This is a genomic window from Streptomyces fumanus (assembly GCF_014655295.1).
GTDB lineage: Bacteria > Actinomycetota > Actinomycetes > Streptomycetales > Streptomycetaceae > Streptomyces > Streptomyces fumanus.
In genome coordinates this window covers 854,905-872,485 of the sequence record NZ_BNBI01000001.1, presented here as the reverse complement: position 1 = coordinate 872,485, position 17,581 = coordinate 854,905, and the positions used below count along the sequence as shown (strand labels likewise).

The window sequence follows — 17,581 nt, the reverse complement described above, 5'->3', positions numbered from 1 at the left end:
CATGAGTGAACCCACCCACCTCGTCCCGGCGGCCCGCACCGCCACCCGGACCGCGGGCCCGGACGCCGCGCTGACGGCCGCCACCACCCTGTGGGCCGCGCCCGGCACCGGCACCGCCGAACGCTGGCTGCGCACCGTCCTGGGCCCCGCCCTGGGCCTGCCGCTGCACCCCGGCCCCGAGGACGCCGACGGGGCCGTACGGCTGCGGCTCGACGGCTCGCTGCCGCCCGAGGCGTACCGCCTGGAGGCCGGCGGGCAGGGCGTCACCCTCACCGGCGGCGGCCCGGCCGGCGTGTTCTGGGCCGCCCAGAGTCTGCGCCAGCTCCTCGGCCCCGACGCCTTCCGCCGCGCGCCCCTCGACCCCGGCCGGACCTGGACGGTGCCCGCCGGGACCGTCGAGGACGCGCCCCGGTTCCGCTGGCGCGGGCTGATGCTGGACGTCGCCCGGCACTTCATGCCCAAGGACGGCGTACTGCGCTACCTCGATCTGATGGCCGCGCACAAACTCAACGTCTTCCACTTCCACCTGACCGACGACCAGGGCTGGCGCGTCGAGATCAAGCGCTACCCGAAGCTCACCGAGACCGGCTCCTGGCGGCCCCGGACGAAATTCGGCCACCGCGCCTCCCCGCACTGGGAGGAGAAGCCGCACGGCGGTTTCTACACCCAGGACGACATCCGCGAGATCGTCGCCTACGCCGCCGCCCGGCACATCACCGTCGTCCCCGAAATCGACGTCCCCGGCCACTCCCAGGCCGCCATCGCCGCCTATCCCGAACTCGGCAACACCGACGTGGTCGACACCGCCGCGCTCGGCGTCTGGGACACCTGGGGGATCTCCCCGAACGTCCTCGCCCCCACCGAGCACACCCTGCGCTTCTACGAGGGCGTGTTCGAAGAACTCCTCGAACTCTTCCCCTCCGAGTTCATTCACGTCGGCGGCGACGAATGCCCCAAGGAACAGTGGCGGCGCTCGGCCACCGCCAAGGCCCGCATGGAAGACCTGGGGCTCGCCGGCGAGGACGAACTCCAGGCGTGGTTCATCGGGCACTTCGACGCCTGGCTCGCCGACCGCGGACGCCGGCTCATCGGCTGGGACGAGATCCTGGAGGGCGGCCTCGCCCCCCGCGCGGCGGTCTCCTCCTGGCGCGGCTACCAGGGCGGCATCGCCGCCGCCCGTGCCGGACACGACGTCGTCATGTGCCCCGAGCAGCACGTGTACCTCGACCACCGGCAGGACGGCGGCCCCGACGAACCCGTGCCGATCGGCTACGTGCGCACCCTGGAGGACGTCTACCGCTTCGAGCCGGTGCCGCCGGAGCTGACGGCCGAGGAGACCCGGCGCGTCCTGGGCACCCAGGCCAACCTCTGGACCGAGGTGATGGAGAACCCGGCGCGCGTGGACTACCAGGCGTTCCCCCGGCTCGCCGCCTTCGCCGAGGTCGCCTGGAGCACCCTGCCCGCCCCGGCGGAACGGGACTTCGCGGACTTCGCCCGCCGGATGGGCGAGCACTACCGCAGGCTCGACGCGCTCGGCGTCGCCTACCGGCCGCCCACCGGGCCCCGGCCCTGGCAGCGCCGGCCCGGAGTGCCCGGCCGGCCCCTCGACGGCACGCCGCCGCGGCGCTGACGCCGCCCGGCTCGGACCCGTACCGCCGGCGAGTCTCGAACACGTACCGCTAACAAGTACGGGAAAAGACGCCCACCTTCACCGGAGAGTGGCAATTCGCGCACAGCGGTGATGCCGTGCGAAAACGGACCATCTCCCCGGTGAGGTGGGCGAATGCCTCCTAGCGGACCCCCGCGTCCGGGCGCTGCGATGATGTGCCAGAGTTGCCACGTCCGCCCTGTCAGCACGTACCGTACGGCAACACAGGCGGGACCAGGTGGGACAGCGGGAAGGGGCAGCCGGTTTGAGCACGCACGCACCGCAGGCGGCGCAGGCCGTCACGCTGCCCACGACACTGGACGAGGCCGTGGCCGCGCTCGCCGCGCTGCCCACCGCCGTCCCCGTCGCCGGCGGCACCGACCTGATGACCGCCGTCAACTCCGGGCAGCTCCGGCCCGCCGCCCTGGTCGGCCTCGGCCGGATCAGCGAGATCCGCGGCTGGCAGTACCAGGACGGCCACGCCCTGCTCGGCGCCGGACTCACCCACGCGCGCATGGGGCGCCCCGACTTCGCCGCCCTCATCCCGGCGCTGGCCGCCGCCGCGCGCGCCGCGGGCCCGCCGCACATCCGTAACGCGGGCACCCTCGGCGGCAACATCGCCACTGCCGCGCCCACCGGCGACGCGCTGCCGGTCCTGGCCGCCCTGGAGGCGACGCTGATCATCGCGGGCCCGGGCGGGGCCCGCCGCGAGATCCCGGTGTCGCACCTGCTGGCGGGCGTGGAGCTGCTCCGCGCGGGCGAACTCATCGGCTACGTGCGCGTGCCGCTGCTGCACGCCCCGCAGGTCTTCCTCAAGGCCACCGGCCGCACCGGCCCCGGCCGCGCGGTCGCCTCCGTCGCCCTGGTCCTCGACCCGGCCCGGCGCGGGGTGCGGTGCGCGGTCGGCGCCATAGCGCCCATGCCGCTGCGTCCCCTGGAGGCCGAGCACTGGGTCGCCCAGCTCATCGACTGGGACAACAACCGCGCGATCGTCCCCGAGGCGCTCACCGCCTTCGGCGAGTACGTCGCCGCCGCCTGCATCCCGGACCCCGCCCCCGCCGAGGACGGGTCCGTACCGCAGCTCCCGCCCGCCGTACTGCACCTGCGGCGCACCGTCGCCGCGCTGGCCCGACGAGCACTGGGGAGGGCGCTGACGTGAGCGACGACCAGCACGGACAGGGTGTGCCCGAGGGCGGCGGACGCTGGGACCCGCTGCCCCAGGGCGACTACGACGACGGCGCCACCGCCTTCGTGAAACTCCCCGAGGGCGGCATCGACGCGCTCCTCGACTCCGTCGACAGCCCCCTCGCGGCCCCCGGCCACGGCTATGTGCCCCCGCCGATAACGGTCACCCCCGCGACCACCGCGGGCACCGACCCGGCGGCGACCGGCACCTGGGCGATGCCGTCCGCACCGGTGGACGGCGCGCAGTGGCAGGCGCAGGGGAGCGGGGAGCAGGAGCCGTACGGGCACGGGCAGGACGGCGGCGGGGCGCAGCCCTACGGGCAGCAGGACCAGCGGTTCTACGGGCCGCAGGAGCACGGCGGGCAGCAGCCGTACGGCGGGCCGGAACAGGGCGGGCAGCAGCCGTACGGTGAGCACCCTTACGGAGAGCAGCCGTACGGGGAACAGCCGTACGGGGAGCAGCCGTACGGAGAGCAGCCGTACGGGGACCACGGCCACGGCGGGCAGCAGCCGTACGGGCAGCACGACCAGCAGCCGTACGGCGGGCAGCCCTACGGCCGGCCGGACGAGGCCGGGCGGGACGACCAGTTCGTGTACCGGCCGGGTGCCACCGGGCACTGGGACTTCTCGGCGGCCGCGGCGGAGGAGCCGGCGGCGCCGCCCGCGCCCGGTCACGACGTCACCGGCCAGTGGTCCATCCCGGTCGCCGGGGGCGAGCTGCCGGACGAATCCGGCGAGTTCACCACGTCCGCCCTGGTCGAGCAGTGGGGCGGCACCCCGCCGGCCACCCTCCCGGGCGGCGCGCCCGCGCCCTGGGCGACCCAGGCGACCGGACAGCCGTGGGGGGAGACGCCGCCCGCCGGGGACGCCCCCGCCGGTGCGCCGTCCGAGGAGACGGCGACGGAAGATGCGCGAGGGGGCGTGGAGGCCCCTGAGGGCCCGGCAGAGCGCCCGGAACCGCCCGCCCCCGCCGAGGAGTCGGAGACGGCACCGGAGGCGGCGCAGGAGGCGCTGACGGCCGCCGGGGCCGAGGCTGCGGAGACGGACGAGGCCGAGCCTTCGGCGGCGGACGGCCCCGACGGGGAGCCGGCGTCCGGCGACGCTCCGGAGGACGCCGCGCCCGAGCGGGCGGAGTCGGAGGAGCGGGCGGAGCCGGAGGAGTCGGAGGAGCCGGAGGAGTCGGAGGAGCCGGAGGGCACCGCCGAGCCGGAGGCCGAAGCCGAGGTCGAGGCCGAGGGCGAAGGCGCGGCCGGGACCGAAGCCGAGGGCGACCCGTCCGAGGCCCCCGCTGCCGAGGCTCCTGCCTCCGAGGCCCCCGCCGAGGACGACGCCCCCGAAGCCGCCGCCGAGGACACCGCCGCCCCCGAGGTCGCCGCCGCCCCGCACGAGGAACACCCCCTCGCCTCCTACGTCCTGCGCGTCAACGGCACCGACCGGCCCGTCACCGACGCCTGGATCGGCGAGTCGCTGCTCTACGTGCTGCGCGAGCGGCTCGGCCTCGCGGGCGCCAAGGACGGCTGCTCGCAGGGCGAGTGCGGCGCCTGCAACGTGCAGGTCGACGGCCGCCTGGTCGCCTCCTGCCTGGTCCCGGCCGCGACCGCGGCGAGCAGCGAGGTCCGTACGGTCGAGGGCCTGGCCGCCGACGGGCAGCCGTCGGACGTGCAGCGGGCGCTCGCCCGGTGCGGCGCGGTGCAGTGCGGTTTCTGCGTGCCCGGCATGGCGATGACCGTGCACGACCTGCTGGAGGGCAACCCGGCGCCGACCCCCCTGGAGACCCGCCAGGCGCTCTGCGGCAACCTGTGCCGCTGCTCGGGCTACCGGGGCGTCCTGCGGGCCGTCGAGGAGGTCGTCGCCGAGCGCGAGGCGCACGCGGCGGCCGACGCGGGTGAACAGGACACCGGCGAGGCCCGTATCCCGCACCAGGCGGGTCCCGGCGCCGGCGGCGTCCACCCGGCGGCCTTCGAGTCGCCGTCCGTGTTCGAGTCGCCGACGGCGTTCGAACCGCCGCACCCGCCCGGCGCGCCCGCCGGGCAGCCCCCGGCGCCGCCGGCGCCGCACGACCAGCACGACGGCCAGGACGGAGGCCACGCGTGACCGACGAAGCAGCCACCGCGGAGGCCGTGGCGACCGCGGCGGCGGCGCCCGCCCCCGAACCGATCGCGCACGGCCTGGGCGCGTCCCTGCCGCCCGCCGACGCCCGCGCCAAGACGGAGGGCACCTTCCCGTACGCCGCCGACCTGTGGGCCGAGGGCCTGCTCTGGGCGGCCGTGCTGCGCTCGCCGCACCCGCACGCGCGCATCGTGTCCATCGACACCAGCCACGCGCGCGAGATGCCCGGCGTACGGGCGGTCGTCACCCACGCGGACGTCACCGGCGCCCCCCTGGTCGGACGCGGCCGGGCCGACCGGCCGGTGTTCGCCGCCGAGGTGGTGCGCCACCACGGGGAGCCCATCGCCGCCGTCGCCGCCGACCACCCGGACACCGCGCGGATGGCCGCCGCCGCCGTCATCGTCGAGTACGAGGTGCTGGACCCGGTCACCGACCCCGAGCAGGCGTTCGAGGCCGAGCCGTTGCACCCCGACGGCAACCTGATCCGGCACATCCCGCTGCGCCACGGCGACCCGGAGGCGAGCGGCGAGGTCGTCGTGGAGGGCCTGTACCGGATCGGCCGCCAGGACCCGGCGCCGATCGGTGCCGAGGCCGGGCTGGCGGTGCCCCGTCCGGACGGCGGCGTGGAGCTGTACCTCGCCTCCACCGACCCGCACGGCGACCGCGACCGGGCCGCCGCCGCCTTCGGGCTGCCGCCCGAGCAGGTGAAGGTCGTCGTCACCGGGGTGCCGGGCGCCACCGCCGACCGCGAGGACCAGGGCTTCCAGCTCCCGCTCGGCCTGCTGGCGCTCAGGACCGGCTGCCCGGTGAAACTGACCGCCACGCGTGAGGAGTCCTTCCTCGGCCACGCCCACCGCCACCCCACCCTGCTGCGCTACCGCCACCACGCGGACGCCGAGGGCCGCCTGGTGAAGGTCGAGGCGCAGATCCTGCTGGACGCGGGCGCCTACGCCGACACCTCCTCCGACGCCCTGGCCGCCGCCGTCGCCTTCGCCTGCGGCCCGTACGTCGTGCCGAACGCGTTCATCGAGGGCTGGGCGGTCCGCACCAACAACCCGCCCTCCGGGCATGTGCGCGGCGAGGGCGCGATGCAGGTGTGCGCCGCGTACGAGGCGCAGATGGACAAGATCGCCAAGAAGCTGGGCCTGGACCCGGCCGAGGTGCGGCTGCGCAACGTCCTGGCCACCGGTGACGTCCTGCCGACCGGCCAGACCGTCACCTGCCCGGCCCCGGTCGCCGAACTCCTCCAGGCGGTACGCGACTTCCCGCTCCCGGCGCTGCCCAAGGACACGCCCGAGGAGGAGTGGCTGCTGCCCGGCGGGCCCGAGGGCGCGGGCGAACCGGGCGCGGTGCGCCGCGGCGTGGGCTACGGCATCGGCATGGTGCACGTGCTCGGCGCGGAGGGCGCCGACGAGGTGTCCACGGCGACGGTGAAGGTCCAGGACGGCGTGGCGACCGTGCTCTGCGCGGCGGTGGAGACCGGGCAGGGCTTCAGCACGCTCGCCCGGCAGATCGTCCAGGAGACCCTCGGCGTGGACGAGGTGCGGGTCGCCCCCGTCGACACCGACCAGCCCCCGGCCGGCGCGGGCTGCCGGGGCCGCCACACCTGGGTGTCGGGCGGCGCGGTGGAGCGGGCGGCCAAGATGGTCCGCACCCAGCTCCTCCAGCCGCTCGCGCACAAGTTCGGCATGTCCACCGAGCTGCTCCAGATCGCCGACGGGAAGATCACCTCGTACGACGGTGTGCTGTCGACCACGGTCGCCGAGGAACTGGCCGGCAAGGAACTGTGGGCCACCGCCCAGTGCCGCCCGCACCCCACCGAGCCGCTGAACGAGTCCGGTCAGGGCGACGCCTTCGTCGGCATGGCCTTCTGCGCCGTCCGCGCGGTGGTCGACGTCGACATCGAACTGGGCTCGGTACGGGTCGTGGAGCTCGCCGTCGCCCAGGACGTCGGCCGGATCCTGAACCCGGCCCAGCTCGCCGCCCGCATCGAGGCCGGCGTCACCCAGGGCGTGGGCATCGCGCTCACCGAGAACCTGCGCACCCCGCGCGGCCTGATCCGCCACCCCGACCTGACCGGCTACGCCCTGCCGACGGCCCTGGACGCCCCCGACATCCGGATCGTCAAGCTCGTCGAGGAACGCGACGTGGTGGCCCCGTTCGGCGCCAAGGCGGTCAGCGCGGTCCCGGTGGTCGCCTCCCCGGCGGCGGTCGCCTCCGCGGTGCGCGCCGCCACCGGCCGCCCGGTGAGCCGCCTGCCCATCCGCCCCCAGGCCGCGGTGGTCACCTGAGTTCCTCCCGCCCCCCAGGCAACGCGCCGGGGCGCGGCATGCGTCCTACCCGGTGAACACGCCGCGGCCGACCGGGCGTTGTCAGTGCCCGCGCGTAGAGTGCGAAGCGCTGGGAACGACGGCCGTTCCCGCGCGCACACCATCCGGGGGAGACATGCACGGGCTCACGAGCGATCCGACGACGGCGGCGGCACGGACGCCGGGACAGGTGCCGTCCCTGCTCACCCTGGCCCGCCTCACCACCACCCGGGAACCGTCCTCGGCGGGCCTGTTCTGGAACCCGGCGGCACTGATCGGCTGCCTCCTGCTGTCGACGGACCGCCGTACCGCCTCCGGCCTCGCCCTGGACCTGCCGCACCGCCTGCTCGCCCGCGACTTCGGCCGGTCCCGCATCGTCCGCTTCGAGGACCTCGACTTCCCGCCGTCCCTCACCCACGAGCCCACCCGCCGCTTCCTGCGCGACACGGGCCTGCCGGAGGACGCCTTCCCCCTCCGCCTGGGCCAGGACGACATCGCCCTGCCGACCCTCCACGAGCACTACGAGGACCCGGCCGCCCCCGCCCACCTGATCCGCCTGGGCACCCTCCCCGGCGACGAGGACGCGGTCATCGACGGCACCACCGGCACGATCCTCACCTGGCACCACCCCACCACCACCCTCCGCCCCCTGACCCCGGACGTCTCCACCCTCACCTACACCCTGTGGCTCCTCCACAGAACAGTGACACCGGAGGCCACGGCCCCCGGGCCCAAGGGCGCGTCGGCACCTCTGGAACACCGAACACCGAGGCCGTGACGCCCTGTCCGAGCGTCGAGCGCTGCTACCGGCCGACTGAGACGGGAACTGAGACGGACGGCCAAAGGGCGGCACCCCTTCCGGGGTGCCGCCCTTTTCTTTTGCCTGGTCAAGGCACCAGAGGCCGTGGCGGGAATCGAACCCGCGTAACTCGCTTTGCAGGCGAGTCCCTCAACCACTCGGGCACACGGCCCGGGCGCGGACCCGTCGGTCCGGCTCGGTGGAACGACCGTAGGGCGGGGGAGGGGAGGGGCTCAAGGGGTCGGGGTGCGCCGCAACGCGACTGCCATACGCCGTTCATGGAAGGAGGAGCGTGCGGGGCGGCGGTCGTACGACCGAAGTCCCGGTCGCGAACCGTCTCCCGACAGGGGCCAACTCGGAGTACGCCCCTTACCCTGGCGACCATGACCACCCCTGAGCCGCGCGACACCGACGTCGCCGACACCGAGCCGAGCCCCGGCCTGCCCCCGACGAAGAGCGACGACACCGTGCTGAGCCGGGCCTACCGGGCCCTCAGCATCGGCATCGTCTCCGTCGTCGTACTCATCGCCTTCGAGGCGACCGCGGTAGGGACGGCGATGCCGGTGGCGGCCCGGGAGCTGGACGGGGTGTCGCTGTACGCGTTCGCGTTCTCGGGGTACTTCACGACGAGCCTGTTCGGGATGGTGCTGTCCGGGCAGTGGTCCGACCGGCGGGGGCCGATCGGGCCGCTGACCTGGGGGATCGGGAGCTTCGCGGCGGGGCTGGTGCTGTCGGGGACGGCCGGGGCGATGTGGCTGTTCATCCTGGGCCGGGCGGTGCAGGGGCTCGGCGGCGGGCTGGTGATCGTCGCGCTGTACGTGGTCGTCGGCCGGGCCTATCCGGAGCGGCTGCGGCCGGCGATCATGGCGGCGTTCGCGGCCGGATGGATCGTGCCGTCCATCGTCGGACCGCTGGCGTCGGGGGCGGTGACCGAGCACCTCGGGTGGCGTTGGGTGTTCATCGGCATCCCGGTGCTGGTGGTGTTCCCGCTGGCGCTCGCCCTGCCGCAGATACGCCGCCGGGCCGCCGGGCCGGTGACCCAGGGCGAGGAGGCACCGCCCTCCTTCGACCGGCGGCGGATCCGGCTCGCCCTCGCGATCTCGCTCGGCGCCGGACTCCTCCAGTACGCGGCCCAGGACCTGCGCTGGATATCCCTGCTCCCCGGTGCCGTGGGCGCCGCGCTGCTCGGGCCGGCCGTCCTCGGGCTGCTCCCGCGCGGCACCTACCGGGCCGCCCGCGGCCTGCCCTCCGTCGTCCTGCTGCGCGGCATCGCCGCGGGCTCCTTCATCGCCGCCGAGTCCTTCGTCCCGCTGATGCTGGTCACCCAGCGCGGCCTCAGCCCCACACTGGCCGGCTTCTCCCTCGCGGCGGGCGGCCTGACCTGGGCGGGCGGCTCCTGGCTGCAGTCCCGGCCCAAGCTGGAGCCGTACCGGGAACGGCTGATGACCCTCGGCATGCTCCTGGTCGCCGCCGCCATCGCCACCGCGCCCAGCGTCCTGATCGAGGCCGTGCCCGCCTGGACGGTGGCCGTCGCCTGGGCCTTCGGCTGCCTCGGCATGGGCCTGGTGATCTCCTCCACCAGCGTCATGCTGCTCAAGCTCTCCTCGCCCCAGGAGGCCGGTACCAACTCCGCCGCCCTCCAGATCTCCGACGGCCTCTCCAACGTCCTCCTCCTCGCCGCCGGCGGCGCCGCCTTCGCCGCCCTCGGCGGCGGCACGGTCACCCACACCACGACCGACGCCACCGGCTCCCACCCGGCCGCCTTCGCGGCGGTGTTCCTGCCGATGGCGGGGGTGGCGCTGGTGGGAGCGTGGGTGACCACGCGGCTGCGGCAGCGGTGAGCGGCGGGGCAGTGAGGGCCCGAGGTCCCGGCGCCCCTGCCGCCCTCCGCGTGGTGACTGTGACCTCCGTCCCACCCGCGGGCGACCCGGCGGGACCCGGGCACCGGCAGGTGGTGGGCGCCGGTAGGGTGGCCCGGTTGTCATACGTGGCCGAGCCGACCGACCCCCTTCGGAGACCGTGACTACCACCGCCAGTTCCAGCTCCTCGCACCACCTGTCGCCGGCCTTCCCCGGGCGTGCCCCGTGGGGTACCGCCAGCAAGCTGCGCGCCTGGCAGCAGGGGGCGATGGAGAAGTACATCCAGGAGCAGCCCCGCGACTTCCTGGCGGTCGCCACGCCGGGCGCCGGCAAGACGACCTTCGCGCTGACGCTGGCGTCCTGGCTGCTGCACCACCACGTCGTGCAGCAGGTGACCGTGGTGGCGCCGACCGAGCACCTGAAGAAGCAGTGGGCCGAGGCGGCGGCGCGGATAGGGATCAAGCTGGACCCCGAGTACAGCGCCGGGCCGCTCGGCCGGGAGTACGACGGCGTCGCCGTGACGTACGCCGGTGTCGGGGTGCGGCCCATGCTGCACCGCAACCGGGTCGAGCAGCGCAAGACCCTGGTGATCCTGGACGAGATCCACCACGCCGGTGACTCCAAGTCCTGGGGCGAGGCGTGCCTGGAGGCGTTCGAGCCGGCCACCCGGCGGCTGGCGCTGACCGGTACGCCGTTCCGCTCCGACACCAACCCGATCCCCTTCGTCACGTACGAGGAGGGCCCCGACGGCATCCGGCGCTCCGCCGCCGACTACACCTACGGCTACGGCGCCGCCCTCGCGGACGGCGTCGTGCGGCCGGTGATCTTCCTCTCCTACAGCGGGAACATGCGCTGGCGGACCAAGGCCGGCGACGAGATCGCCGCGCGGCTCGGCGAGCCGATGACCAAGGACGCGGTCAGCCAGGCGTGGCGCACCGCGCTCGATCCGCGCGGCGAGTGGATGCCGTCCGTGCTGCGCGCCGCCGACCAGCGGCTCACCGAGGTACGGAAGGCCATCCCGGACGCCGGCGCCCTGGTCATCGCCTCCGACCAGGACTCCGCCCGCGCCTACGCCAAGCTGATCCGCGAGATCACCGGCACCAAGGCCACCCTGGTGCTCTCCGACGACACCGGCGCCTCCAAGAACATCGACACCTTCAGCAACGGCACCGACCGGTGGATGGTCGCCGTCCGCATGGTGTCCGAGGGCGTCGACGTGCCCCGCCTCGCGGTCGGGGTGTACGCCACCACCATCTCGACCCCGCTGTTCTTCGCCCAGGCCGTCGGCCGCTTCGTACGGTCCCGGCGGCGCGGCGAGACCGCGTCCGTGTTCCTGCCGACCGTGCCCGACCTGCTCTCCTTCGCCAACGAGATGGAGCGCGAGCGCGACCACGTCCTGGACCGCCCCAAGAAGGACGGCGAGGAGGACCCGTACGCCGAGTCCGAGAAGGAGATGGACGAGGCCAACCGGGAGCAGGACGAGGACACCGGCGAGCAGGAGCAGTTCTCCTTCGAGGCGCTGGAGTCCGAAGCCGTCTTCGACCGGGTGATGTACAACGGCGCCGAGTTCGGGATGCAGGCCCACCCGGGCAGCGAGGAGGAGCAGGACTACCTCGGCATCCCCGGCCTGCTCGAACCCGACCAGGTGCAGCTCCTGCTCCAGAAGCGGCAGGCCCGGCAGATCGCGCACAGCCGCAGGAAGCCGGACGAGGAGGCCGACCTGCTCGAACTGCCCGCCGAGCGGCGGCCGGTCGTCTCCCACAAGGAGATGATGGAACTGCGCCGCCAGCTCAACACCATGGTCGGCGCCTACGTCCACCAGAGCGGCAAACCGCACGGCGTCATCCACACCGAGCTGCGCCGGGTCTGCGGCGGTCCGCCCAGCGCCGAGGCCACGGCCGGGCAGTTGCGGCAGCGCATCGCCAAGGTGCAGGAGTGGGCGACCCGCATGAAGTGACAGGCCGGAAGGGCCTGGTGGGCGTACGTACCAGGACAAACGTCAGTAGTCCGTACAGGTGACTGACCGGATTCTGGACGGAACCTTCCGCTGAGCGGACCGGCTCGCTACTGTCCCGCTACGCACACGCCCCGTGGCAGCGCCGCCGCGGAGCGCAGCCGTGAAGCGACTCGGGCCCGGACGCCGCCGGGCCGCCGGCCGATCGGCGGCCTCAGGCGCGGCACCGACGGGACTCGGTGCCGCACCCGCCGCGAGGAGGCCGCCGACCTCACCACTGAAGGAGTGGGCGTCGTGACCGCGGAGACCTCCCAGACGCTCGACAGGGGACTGCGGGTCCTCAAGCTGCTCGCCGAAACCGACCACGGGCTGACCGTCACCGAACTCTCGCACCGCCTCGGGGTGAACCGGACCGTGGTGTACCGGTTGCTCGCCACGCTGGAACAGCACGCCCTGGTACGCCGTGACCTCGGCGGCCGGGCCCGGGTCGGGCTCGGCGTGCTGGGCCTGGGCCGCCAGGTGCACCCCCTGGTCCGCGAGGCGGCGATGCCGGCGCTGCGCGCGCTGGCCGAGGACATCGGGGCGACCGCCCATCTGACGCTGGTGGACGGCGCGGAGGCGCTGGCCGTGGCCGTCGTCGAGCCGACCTGGACCGACTACCACGTGGCCTACCGGGCCGGGTTCCGGCACCCGCTGGACCGGGGTGCCGCGGGCCGGGCGATCCTGGCCGCCCGGCAGCAGCCCGCCACCGACCCCGGCTACACCCTCACCAGCGGGGAGCTGGAGACCGGCGCGTGCGGGGCGGCGGCCCCGCTGCTCGGCGTCTCCGGCGTCGAGGGCAGTGTCGGCGTGGTGATGCTGGCGGACGTGATACCGGAACGGGTCGGTCCGCGGGTACGGGATGCGGCGCGGGAGGTGGCGGAGGCGTTGCGCTGACGCGGTGCGCTGACGCGGTACGGTGACGCGGTTCCGCTGAGCCTTCCCCGTTCCGCGTCGCCGGGTGCGGGTGGAGTGTGGCTGGGCGCGCAGTTCCCCGCGCCCCTGGGGGCGTTGTCCGCGCCGGCGTTCCGTCCTGGCCGGTGATTGGGCGCGCAGTTCCCCGCGCCCCTGAGGGCGTTGTCCGCGCCCCTGAGGGTGCTGCCGTGCCCGGTGTGCCTCGCGTCCCTGGGGGCGCTGGTGCCCCGTCCCGGTTGGGCGTAGGGGCCCCGCGTTAGATTGAACCCGTGCTCTCTCGTCTCACGCGTCACCAGGTTCTCGCCGTCTGTGCCCTGCCCGTCGTGGCGCTGTTCGCCGTCGCCGGGCTCGCGCCGCTGCCGTTCTCCGTGGCCGAGCCCGGGATGACGGCGGACGTGCTGGGGAAGAACCGGGGCACCCCGGTGATCACCGTCTCGGGGGCGCCGACCCGGAAGACCAGCGGGCAACTGCGGATGACGACCATCGTGGCGACCGGCCCGGAGACACGGATCTCGCTCGGCGAGGTGATCGGCGCCTGGTTCGACACCGACCGGGCGGTCATGCCGCGCGACGCGGTCTACCCCAGCGGCGACGACCCGGGGGAGATCGAGCGGTACAACACCGCGCAGATGAAGGAGTCCCAGGACGACGCGGTCAGCGCCGCGCTGGGCTATCTGAAGCTGGACCCCGACGACGTGGACGTGAAGCTGCGCCTGGCGGACGTCGGCGGTCCCAGCGCCGGGCTGCTGTTCTCCCTCGGCATCATCGACAAGCTGGGCGCCGGCGACCTCACCGGCGGCCGGACCATCGCCGGTACGGGCACCATCACGCCCGGCGGCGAGGTCGGCGCCGTCGGCGGGGTGCCGCTGAAGACGCAGGCGGCCCGGCGCGACGGGGCGACCGTCTTCCTCGTACCGAAGGCGGAGTGCGCGGACGCGGCCACCGAGCTGCCGAAGGGGCTGCGGCTGGTCCCGGTGACGACGCTGAAAGGCGCCGTCGACGCGCTGCGCGCGCTGGCCGACGGCAAGGGCGAGGTGCCGCACTGCTGAGCCGGGCTCAGCCCTCCCTCACGAACCCCTTCCGCGTCATCCAGTCCAGCGCCACCTGGTGCGGGTCCTCCCCGTCCACGTCGACCCGGGCGTTCAGCTCCCGCGCCACGTCGTTGGTGAGCGCCTCGGTGACCGGGGCGAGCACGTCGGCGATGGCCGGCCACTTCTTCAGGGTGTCGGTGCGGACCATGGGCGCCGCGTTGTAGTTCGGGAAGAACTTCCGGTCGTCCTCCATCACCACCAGGTCCATCGACCTGATCCGCCCGTCGGTGGTGTAGACCTCGCCGTAGACGCAGGCGCCCTTGGCGGTCTGGGTGTAGATGATCCCGGTGTCCATCTGCGTGATGTTCCGCGCCGGCAGCCGCATCCCGTACGCCTTCTGCAGTCCCGGCAGCCCGTCCGCGCGGTTGGCGAACTCGCCTTCCACGCACAGCGTCACCGCCCCCGGGTCGGACTTCGCCAACGCGGCCACCTGCGACAGGGTGTCCGTGCGGTACTTCTCGTGGTGGGCCCGGTTCATGGCCAGCGCGTACGTGTTGTTCAGCGCCGCCGGGGGCAGCCAGCTCAGCCCCTTCTTGGCGTCCGCCGCGCGCACCGCCTCCCACTGCCGCCGCGGGTCGGGGATCGGGTGGCTGTTGCCGAGGTACGTGATCCAGGCGGTGCCGGTGTACTCGTACGTGGCGTCGGCGTCGCCGTTCTCGACGGCCGCGCGGGTGCCGACCGAGCCCTGGATGCCGGTGCGGTCCAGCACTTGCGCGCCGGCCGCCTCGAAGGCGATGCCCATGATCGCGCCGAGCACGAGCTGCTCGGTGAACTCCTTCGATACGACGGTCAGGTCGGCGCCCTCGAGCGGCCGGCCGCGGCCGACGGTGCCCGGTTCCACGTCGTCGGCCATGGGGGAGCCGCTGGTCAGACCGCAGCCGGCGGCGGCGAGCAGCACCCCGGCCAGCAGCGCCCGGGCGAGGCGCCTCATGAGCCCGCCTCCAGGCCGCGCGGGCTGAGCAGCACCTCGGCGAGCGAGGCCAGCCAGTCCACCAGCAGGGCCAGGGCGACGGTCAGGACCGAGCCCAGCACCAGCACCGGCATCCGCTGGCTGGTGATGCCGGTGGTGATCAGCACCCCCAGGCCGCCGCCCCCGCCGAAGGTCGCCAGGGTCGCCGTACCGACGTTGAGGACGAGGGCGGTGCGCACCCCGGCCAGGATCAGCGGGACGGCGAGCGGCAGTTCGACGCGGAGCAGGACGCCGAGGGGGGACATGCCGATGCCGCGGGCCGCCTCCAGCAGGGTCGGGTCGTTGGCCCGCAGGCCCGCGATGGTGTTGGCGAGCACCGGCAGGATCGCGTAGACGATGATGCCGATGAGGGCGGCCCGGCGGCCGATGCCCAGCCAGATCACCAGCAGCGCCAGCAGGCCGATGGCCGGGGTGGCCTGGCCGGTGTTGGCGACGGCGAGGGCCGCCGGGGTCGCCCGGCGGAACATCCGGCGGGTGAGCAGGACGCCCAGCGGAATGGCGATGATCAGCACGAAGAAGGTGGAGATCACCGTCAACTGCACGTGCTGCCACAGGGCCTTGGTGACCTGCCCGCCGGCCAGCGCGTTCTCGCTCAGCGCGTCCAGGTCGGCCTGCCGGAACCAGAGCCAGGTCGCCAGCAGCACCGCCACCAGCAGCGCGGGCAGGAAGGTCAGCTTGCGGTAGCCGACGCGCCGCCGGGACGGGGCGGGCGGCGCGGGCCGGGGCTCCTGATCGTCCTCGGGTTCGTCCTCGTACCCGAGGTCCGCGGGCGGCCGCCGGGAGGAAGGGCTCATCACGGTGCCGGCTCCCCTCCGCGGCCCTCCTGCTCGGCCCGGGTCCGCTCGGCGCGGGCCTCCTCCAGGTCGTGCTGGTGGGCCAGCGCGTCCAGCCGGTCGGCCTCCAGCATCTCGTGCACGGAGTTCATCAGCGTCTCCATGTCGACGACGCCCTCGTACGCGCCGCGCCGCCCGGTGACCGCGACCCGCCCGGCGTTGTCGGTGAGCACCGCCTCCAGCGCGTCCCGCAGCGTCGCGTCCCGCGTCACCGTGTCGTGGACCGGCGTCCCGGCCCGCGCCAGGGACCCCTTGGCCCGCATCAGATCGCCGCGCCGCAGCCACTTGTAGGGCCGGCCGCGCCGGTCCAGCAGCAGGATCTCGTTGCTGCCGCTGGCCCGGAGCCGGTCGAAGATGTGCTGGAGCGGGTCGTCCACGGTCACCGTCGGGTAGTCGGTGATGCCCACGTCCCGCACCCGGGTCAGGTTCAGCCGCTTCAGCGCCGCCCCCGCGCCCACGAAACCGGAGACGAAGTCGTCGGCCGGGTTGGTCAGGATCGCCTCCGGGGTGTCGAACTGGGCGATGTGGGAGCGTTCGCGCAGCACCGCGATCCGGTCGCCCAGCTTGATCGCCTCGTCGAAGTCGTGGGTGACGAAGACGATGGTCTTGTGCAGTTCGTGCTGGAGCCGGATCAGCTCGTCCTGGAGGTGGTCCCGGGTGATCGGGTCGACCGCGCCGAACGGCTCGTCCATCAGCAGCACCGGCGGATCGGCGGCCAGCGCCCGCGCCACCCCGACCCGCTGCTGCTGCCCGCCGGACAACTGGCGCGGATAGCGGTGGCGGAACTCCCCGGGGTCCAGGCCCACCAGGTCGAGCATCTCCTCCACCCGGTCCCGGGTACGGGCCTTGGACCAGCCGGTCATCCGCGGCACCAGGGCGATGTTCTGCGCCACGGTCAGGTGCGGGAACAGGCCCGAGGACTGGATGGCGTACCCGATCTTGCGGCGCAGTTTGACCGGGTCGATGTCGGTGACGTCCTCGCCGCCGATGCGGATGCGTCCGCCGGTCGGCTCGATCAGCCGGTTGATCATCTTCAGGGTGGTGGACTTGCCGCAGCCCGAGGGGCCGACGAAGACGACCGTCTCGCCCGCGCCGATCTCCATCGAGACGTTGTCCACGGCGGGCTGGGGATTGCCGGGGTAGCGCTTGGTCAGGTTCTCCAGCTCGATGGTGGCGCCGGTGGTGGCGGTGGCCGTCGTCTCAGACACGGATCCCCCTGGGGATGGTCAGCTTCCCGAGCAGCACGTACGCGGCGTCGAACAGCAGCGCCAGGACGATGATGCCGAGCGTGCCCGCGAGCACCTGGTTGAGCGCGTTCTTGCTGCCCAGCGAGGCGATCCCGCGGAAGATCTCGTTGCCCAGGCCCGGCCCGGAGGCGTACGCGGCGATCGCGGCGATGCCCATCAGCATCTGCGTGGAGACCCGGATGCCGGTCAGGACCGGCGGCCAGGCCAGCGGCAGTTCCACCCGCAGCAGCCGGGCCGTGCGCGACATGCCGATCCCCTTGGCCGCGTCCACCAGCGACGGGTCGACGCCGCGCAGCCCGACGATGGCGTTGCGCACGATGGGCAGCAGCCCGTACAGGGTCAGCGCGGTCACCGTCGGCGGCACGCCCAGCCCGACGATCGGGATGAGCAGGCCGATCATGGCCAGCGACGGGATGGTCAGCACGGTGGAGGTGGCGACGGTGGCCAGGTTCCCGGCCCACTCGCTGCGGTAGGTGGCCACGCCGATCAGCACACCCAGCACGGTCGCCACCACCATGCACTGGAAGACGGCGCTGGCGTGCTGCCCCGCGTCGGTGAGCAACTGCTGGTGGCGGCTGCCCAGGAACTCCCAGAAGGTCACATCCGCTCACCTCCCCCGTCGC

General features: G+C 74.1%; 13 protein-coding genes and 1 tRNA gene. 9 read left to right on the top strand and 5 right to left on the bottom strand.

Annotated features, from left to right (window positions below; genetic code table 11):
- The first annotated feature begins 1 nt into the window (after window position 1).
- The 5 genes from IE316_RS03880 to IE316_RS03860 all read left to right on the top strand — a co-directional run bounded on the left by IE316_RS03880 (window position 2) and on the right by IE316_RS03860 (window position 8,029).
- Window positions 2-1,630 carry a beta-N-acetylhexosaminidase gene (locus IE316_RS03880; protein ID WP_190202649.1) on the top strand — a complete coding sequence of 543 codons (1,629 nt, stop codon included), beginning with the start codon at window positions 2-4 and terminating at the stop codon, window positions 1,628-1,630.
- A 283-nt stretch (window positions 1,631-1,913) separates the two neighbouring features.
- A complete protein-coding gene (locus IE316_RS03875) occupies window positions 1,914-2,807 on the top strand; it encodes an FAD binding domain-containing protein (RefSeq protein WP_190202648.1) in 894 nt (297 codons plus the stop codon).
- Window positions 2,804-4,927: a (2Fe-2S)-binding protein gene (locus IE316_RS03870; protein ID WP_190202647.1), complete on the top strand. Its 2,124-nt coding sequence runs from the start codon at window positions 2,804-2,806 to the stop codon at window positions 4,925-4,927. The genes IE316_RS03875 and IE316_RS03870 overlap by 4 nt, the downstream gene beginning before the upstream one ends.
- Window positions 4,924-7,233: a xanthine dehydrogenase family protein molybdopterin-binding subunit gene (locus IE316_RS03865; protein WP_190202646.1), complete on the top strand. Its 2,310-nt coding sequence runs from the start codon at window positions 4,924-4,926 to the stop codon at window positions 7,231-7,233. Before IE316_RS03870 ends, IE316_RS03865 begins: the two co-directional genes overlap by 4 nt.
- A gap of 154 nt (window positions 7,234-7,387) precedes the next feature.
- A complete protein-coding gene (locus IE316_RS03860; protein ID WP_190202645.1) occupies window positions 7,388-8,029 on the top strand; it encodes an SUKH-4 family immunity protein in 642 nt (213 codons plus the stop codon).
- 121 nt (window positions 8,030-8,150) lie between these two features.
- On the opposite strand, the gene IE316_RS03855 is transcribed toward IE316_RS03860, so the two are convergent.
- A tRNA-Cys gene (locus tag IE316_RS03855) sits at window positions 8,151-8,222 on the bottom strand.
- Between the two features lie 211 nt (window positions 8,223-8,433).
- On the opposite strand from IE316_RS03855, the gene IE316_RS03850 reads away from it, so the two are divergent.
- The 4 genes from IE316_RS03850 (at window position 8,434) to IE316_RS03835 (ending at window position 13,866) form a co-directional block, all read left to right on the top strand.
- On the top strand, window positions 8,434-9,891 hold the full coding sequence (locus IE316_RS03850; protein ID WP_190202644.1) for an MFS transporter: 1,458 nt from the start codon (window positions 8,434-8,436) through the stop codon (window positions 9,889-9,891).
- Between the two features lie 178 nt (window positions 9,892-10,069).
- Window positions 10,070-11,866 (top strand): DEAD/DEAH box helicase, encoded by a 1,797-nt coding sequence (locus IE316_RS03845; RefSeq protein WP_190202643.1) that lies wholly within the window; start codon window positions 10,070-10,072, stop codon window positions 11,864-11,866.
- Between the two features lie 291 nt (window positions 11,867-12,157).
- The gene (locus tag IE316_RS03840) at window positions 12,158-12,799 is read left to right on the top strand and encodes an IclR family transcriptional regulator (protein ID WP_190202642.1); all 642 of its coding nucleotides are present in this window, start codon (window positions 12,158-12,160) and stop codon (window positions 12,797-12,799) included.
- Between the two features lie 287 nt (window positions 12,800-13,086).
- Window positions 13,087-13,866: a S16 family serine protease gene (locus tag IE316_RS03835; RefSeq protein ID WP_190202641.1), complete on the top strand. Its 780-nt coding sequence runs from the start codon at window positions 13,087-13,089 to the stop codon at window positions 13,864-13,866.
- Between the two features lie 7 nt (window positions 13,867-13,873).
- Here IE316_RS03835 and IE316_RS03830 read toward each other — a convergent pair whose 3' ends face one another.
- Genes IE316_RS03830 through IE316_RS03815 form a run of 4 tightly spaced genes read right to left on the bottom strand, consistent with a single transcriptional unit; the run spans window position 13,874 to window position 17,559 of the window.
- Window positions 13,874-14,839 (bottom strand): glycine betaine ABC transporter substrate-binding protein, encoded by a 966-nt coding sequence (locus IE316_RS03830; RefSeq protein ID WP_190202640.1) that lies wholly within the window; start codon window positions 14,837-14,839, stop codon window positions 13,874-13,876.
- Window positions 14,836-15,672 (bottom strand): ABC transporter permease, encoded by an 837-nt coding sequence (locus IE316_RS03825; RefSeq protein ID WP_190202639.1) that lies wholly within the window; start codon window positions 15,670-15,672, stop codon window positions 14,836-14,838. Before IE316_RS03825 ends, IE316_RS03830 begins: the two co-directional genes overlap by 4 nt.
- Complete coding sequence (locus IE316_RS03820; protein WP_190202638.1) at window positions 15,672-16,919, bottom strand: betaine/proline/choline family ABC transporter ATP-binding protein; 1,248 nt, start codon at window positions 16,917-16,919, stop codon at window positions 15,672-15,674. The genes IE316_RS03825 and IE316_RS03820 overlap by 1 nt, the downstream gene beginning before the upstream one ends.
- Window positions 16,912-17,559, bottom strand: a complete 648-nt coding sequence (locus IE316_RS03815) for an ABC transporter permease (RefSeq protein WP_190202637.1) — start codon at window positions 17,557-17,559, stop codon at window positions 16,912-16,914. The genes IE316_RS03820 and IE316_RS03815 overlap by 8 nt, the downstream gene beginning before the upstream one ends.
- Window positions 17,560-17,581 lie beyond the last annotated feature (22 nt).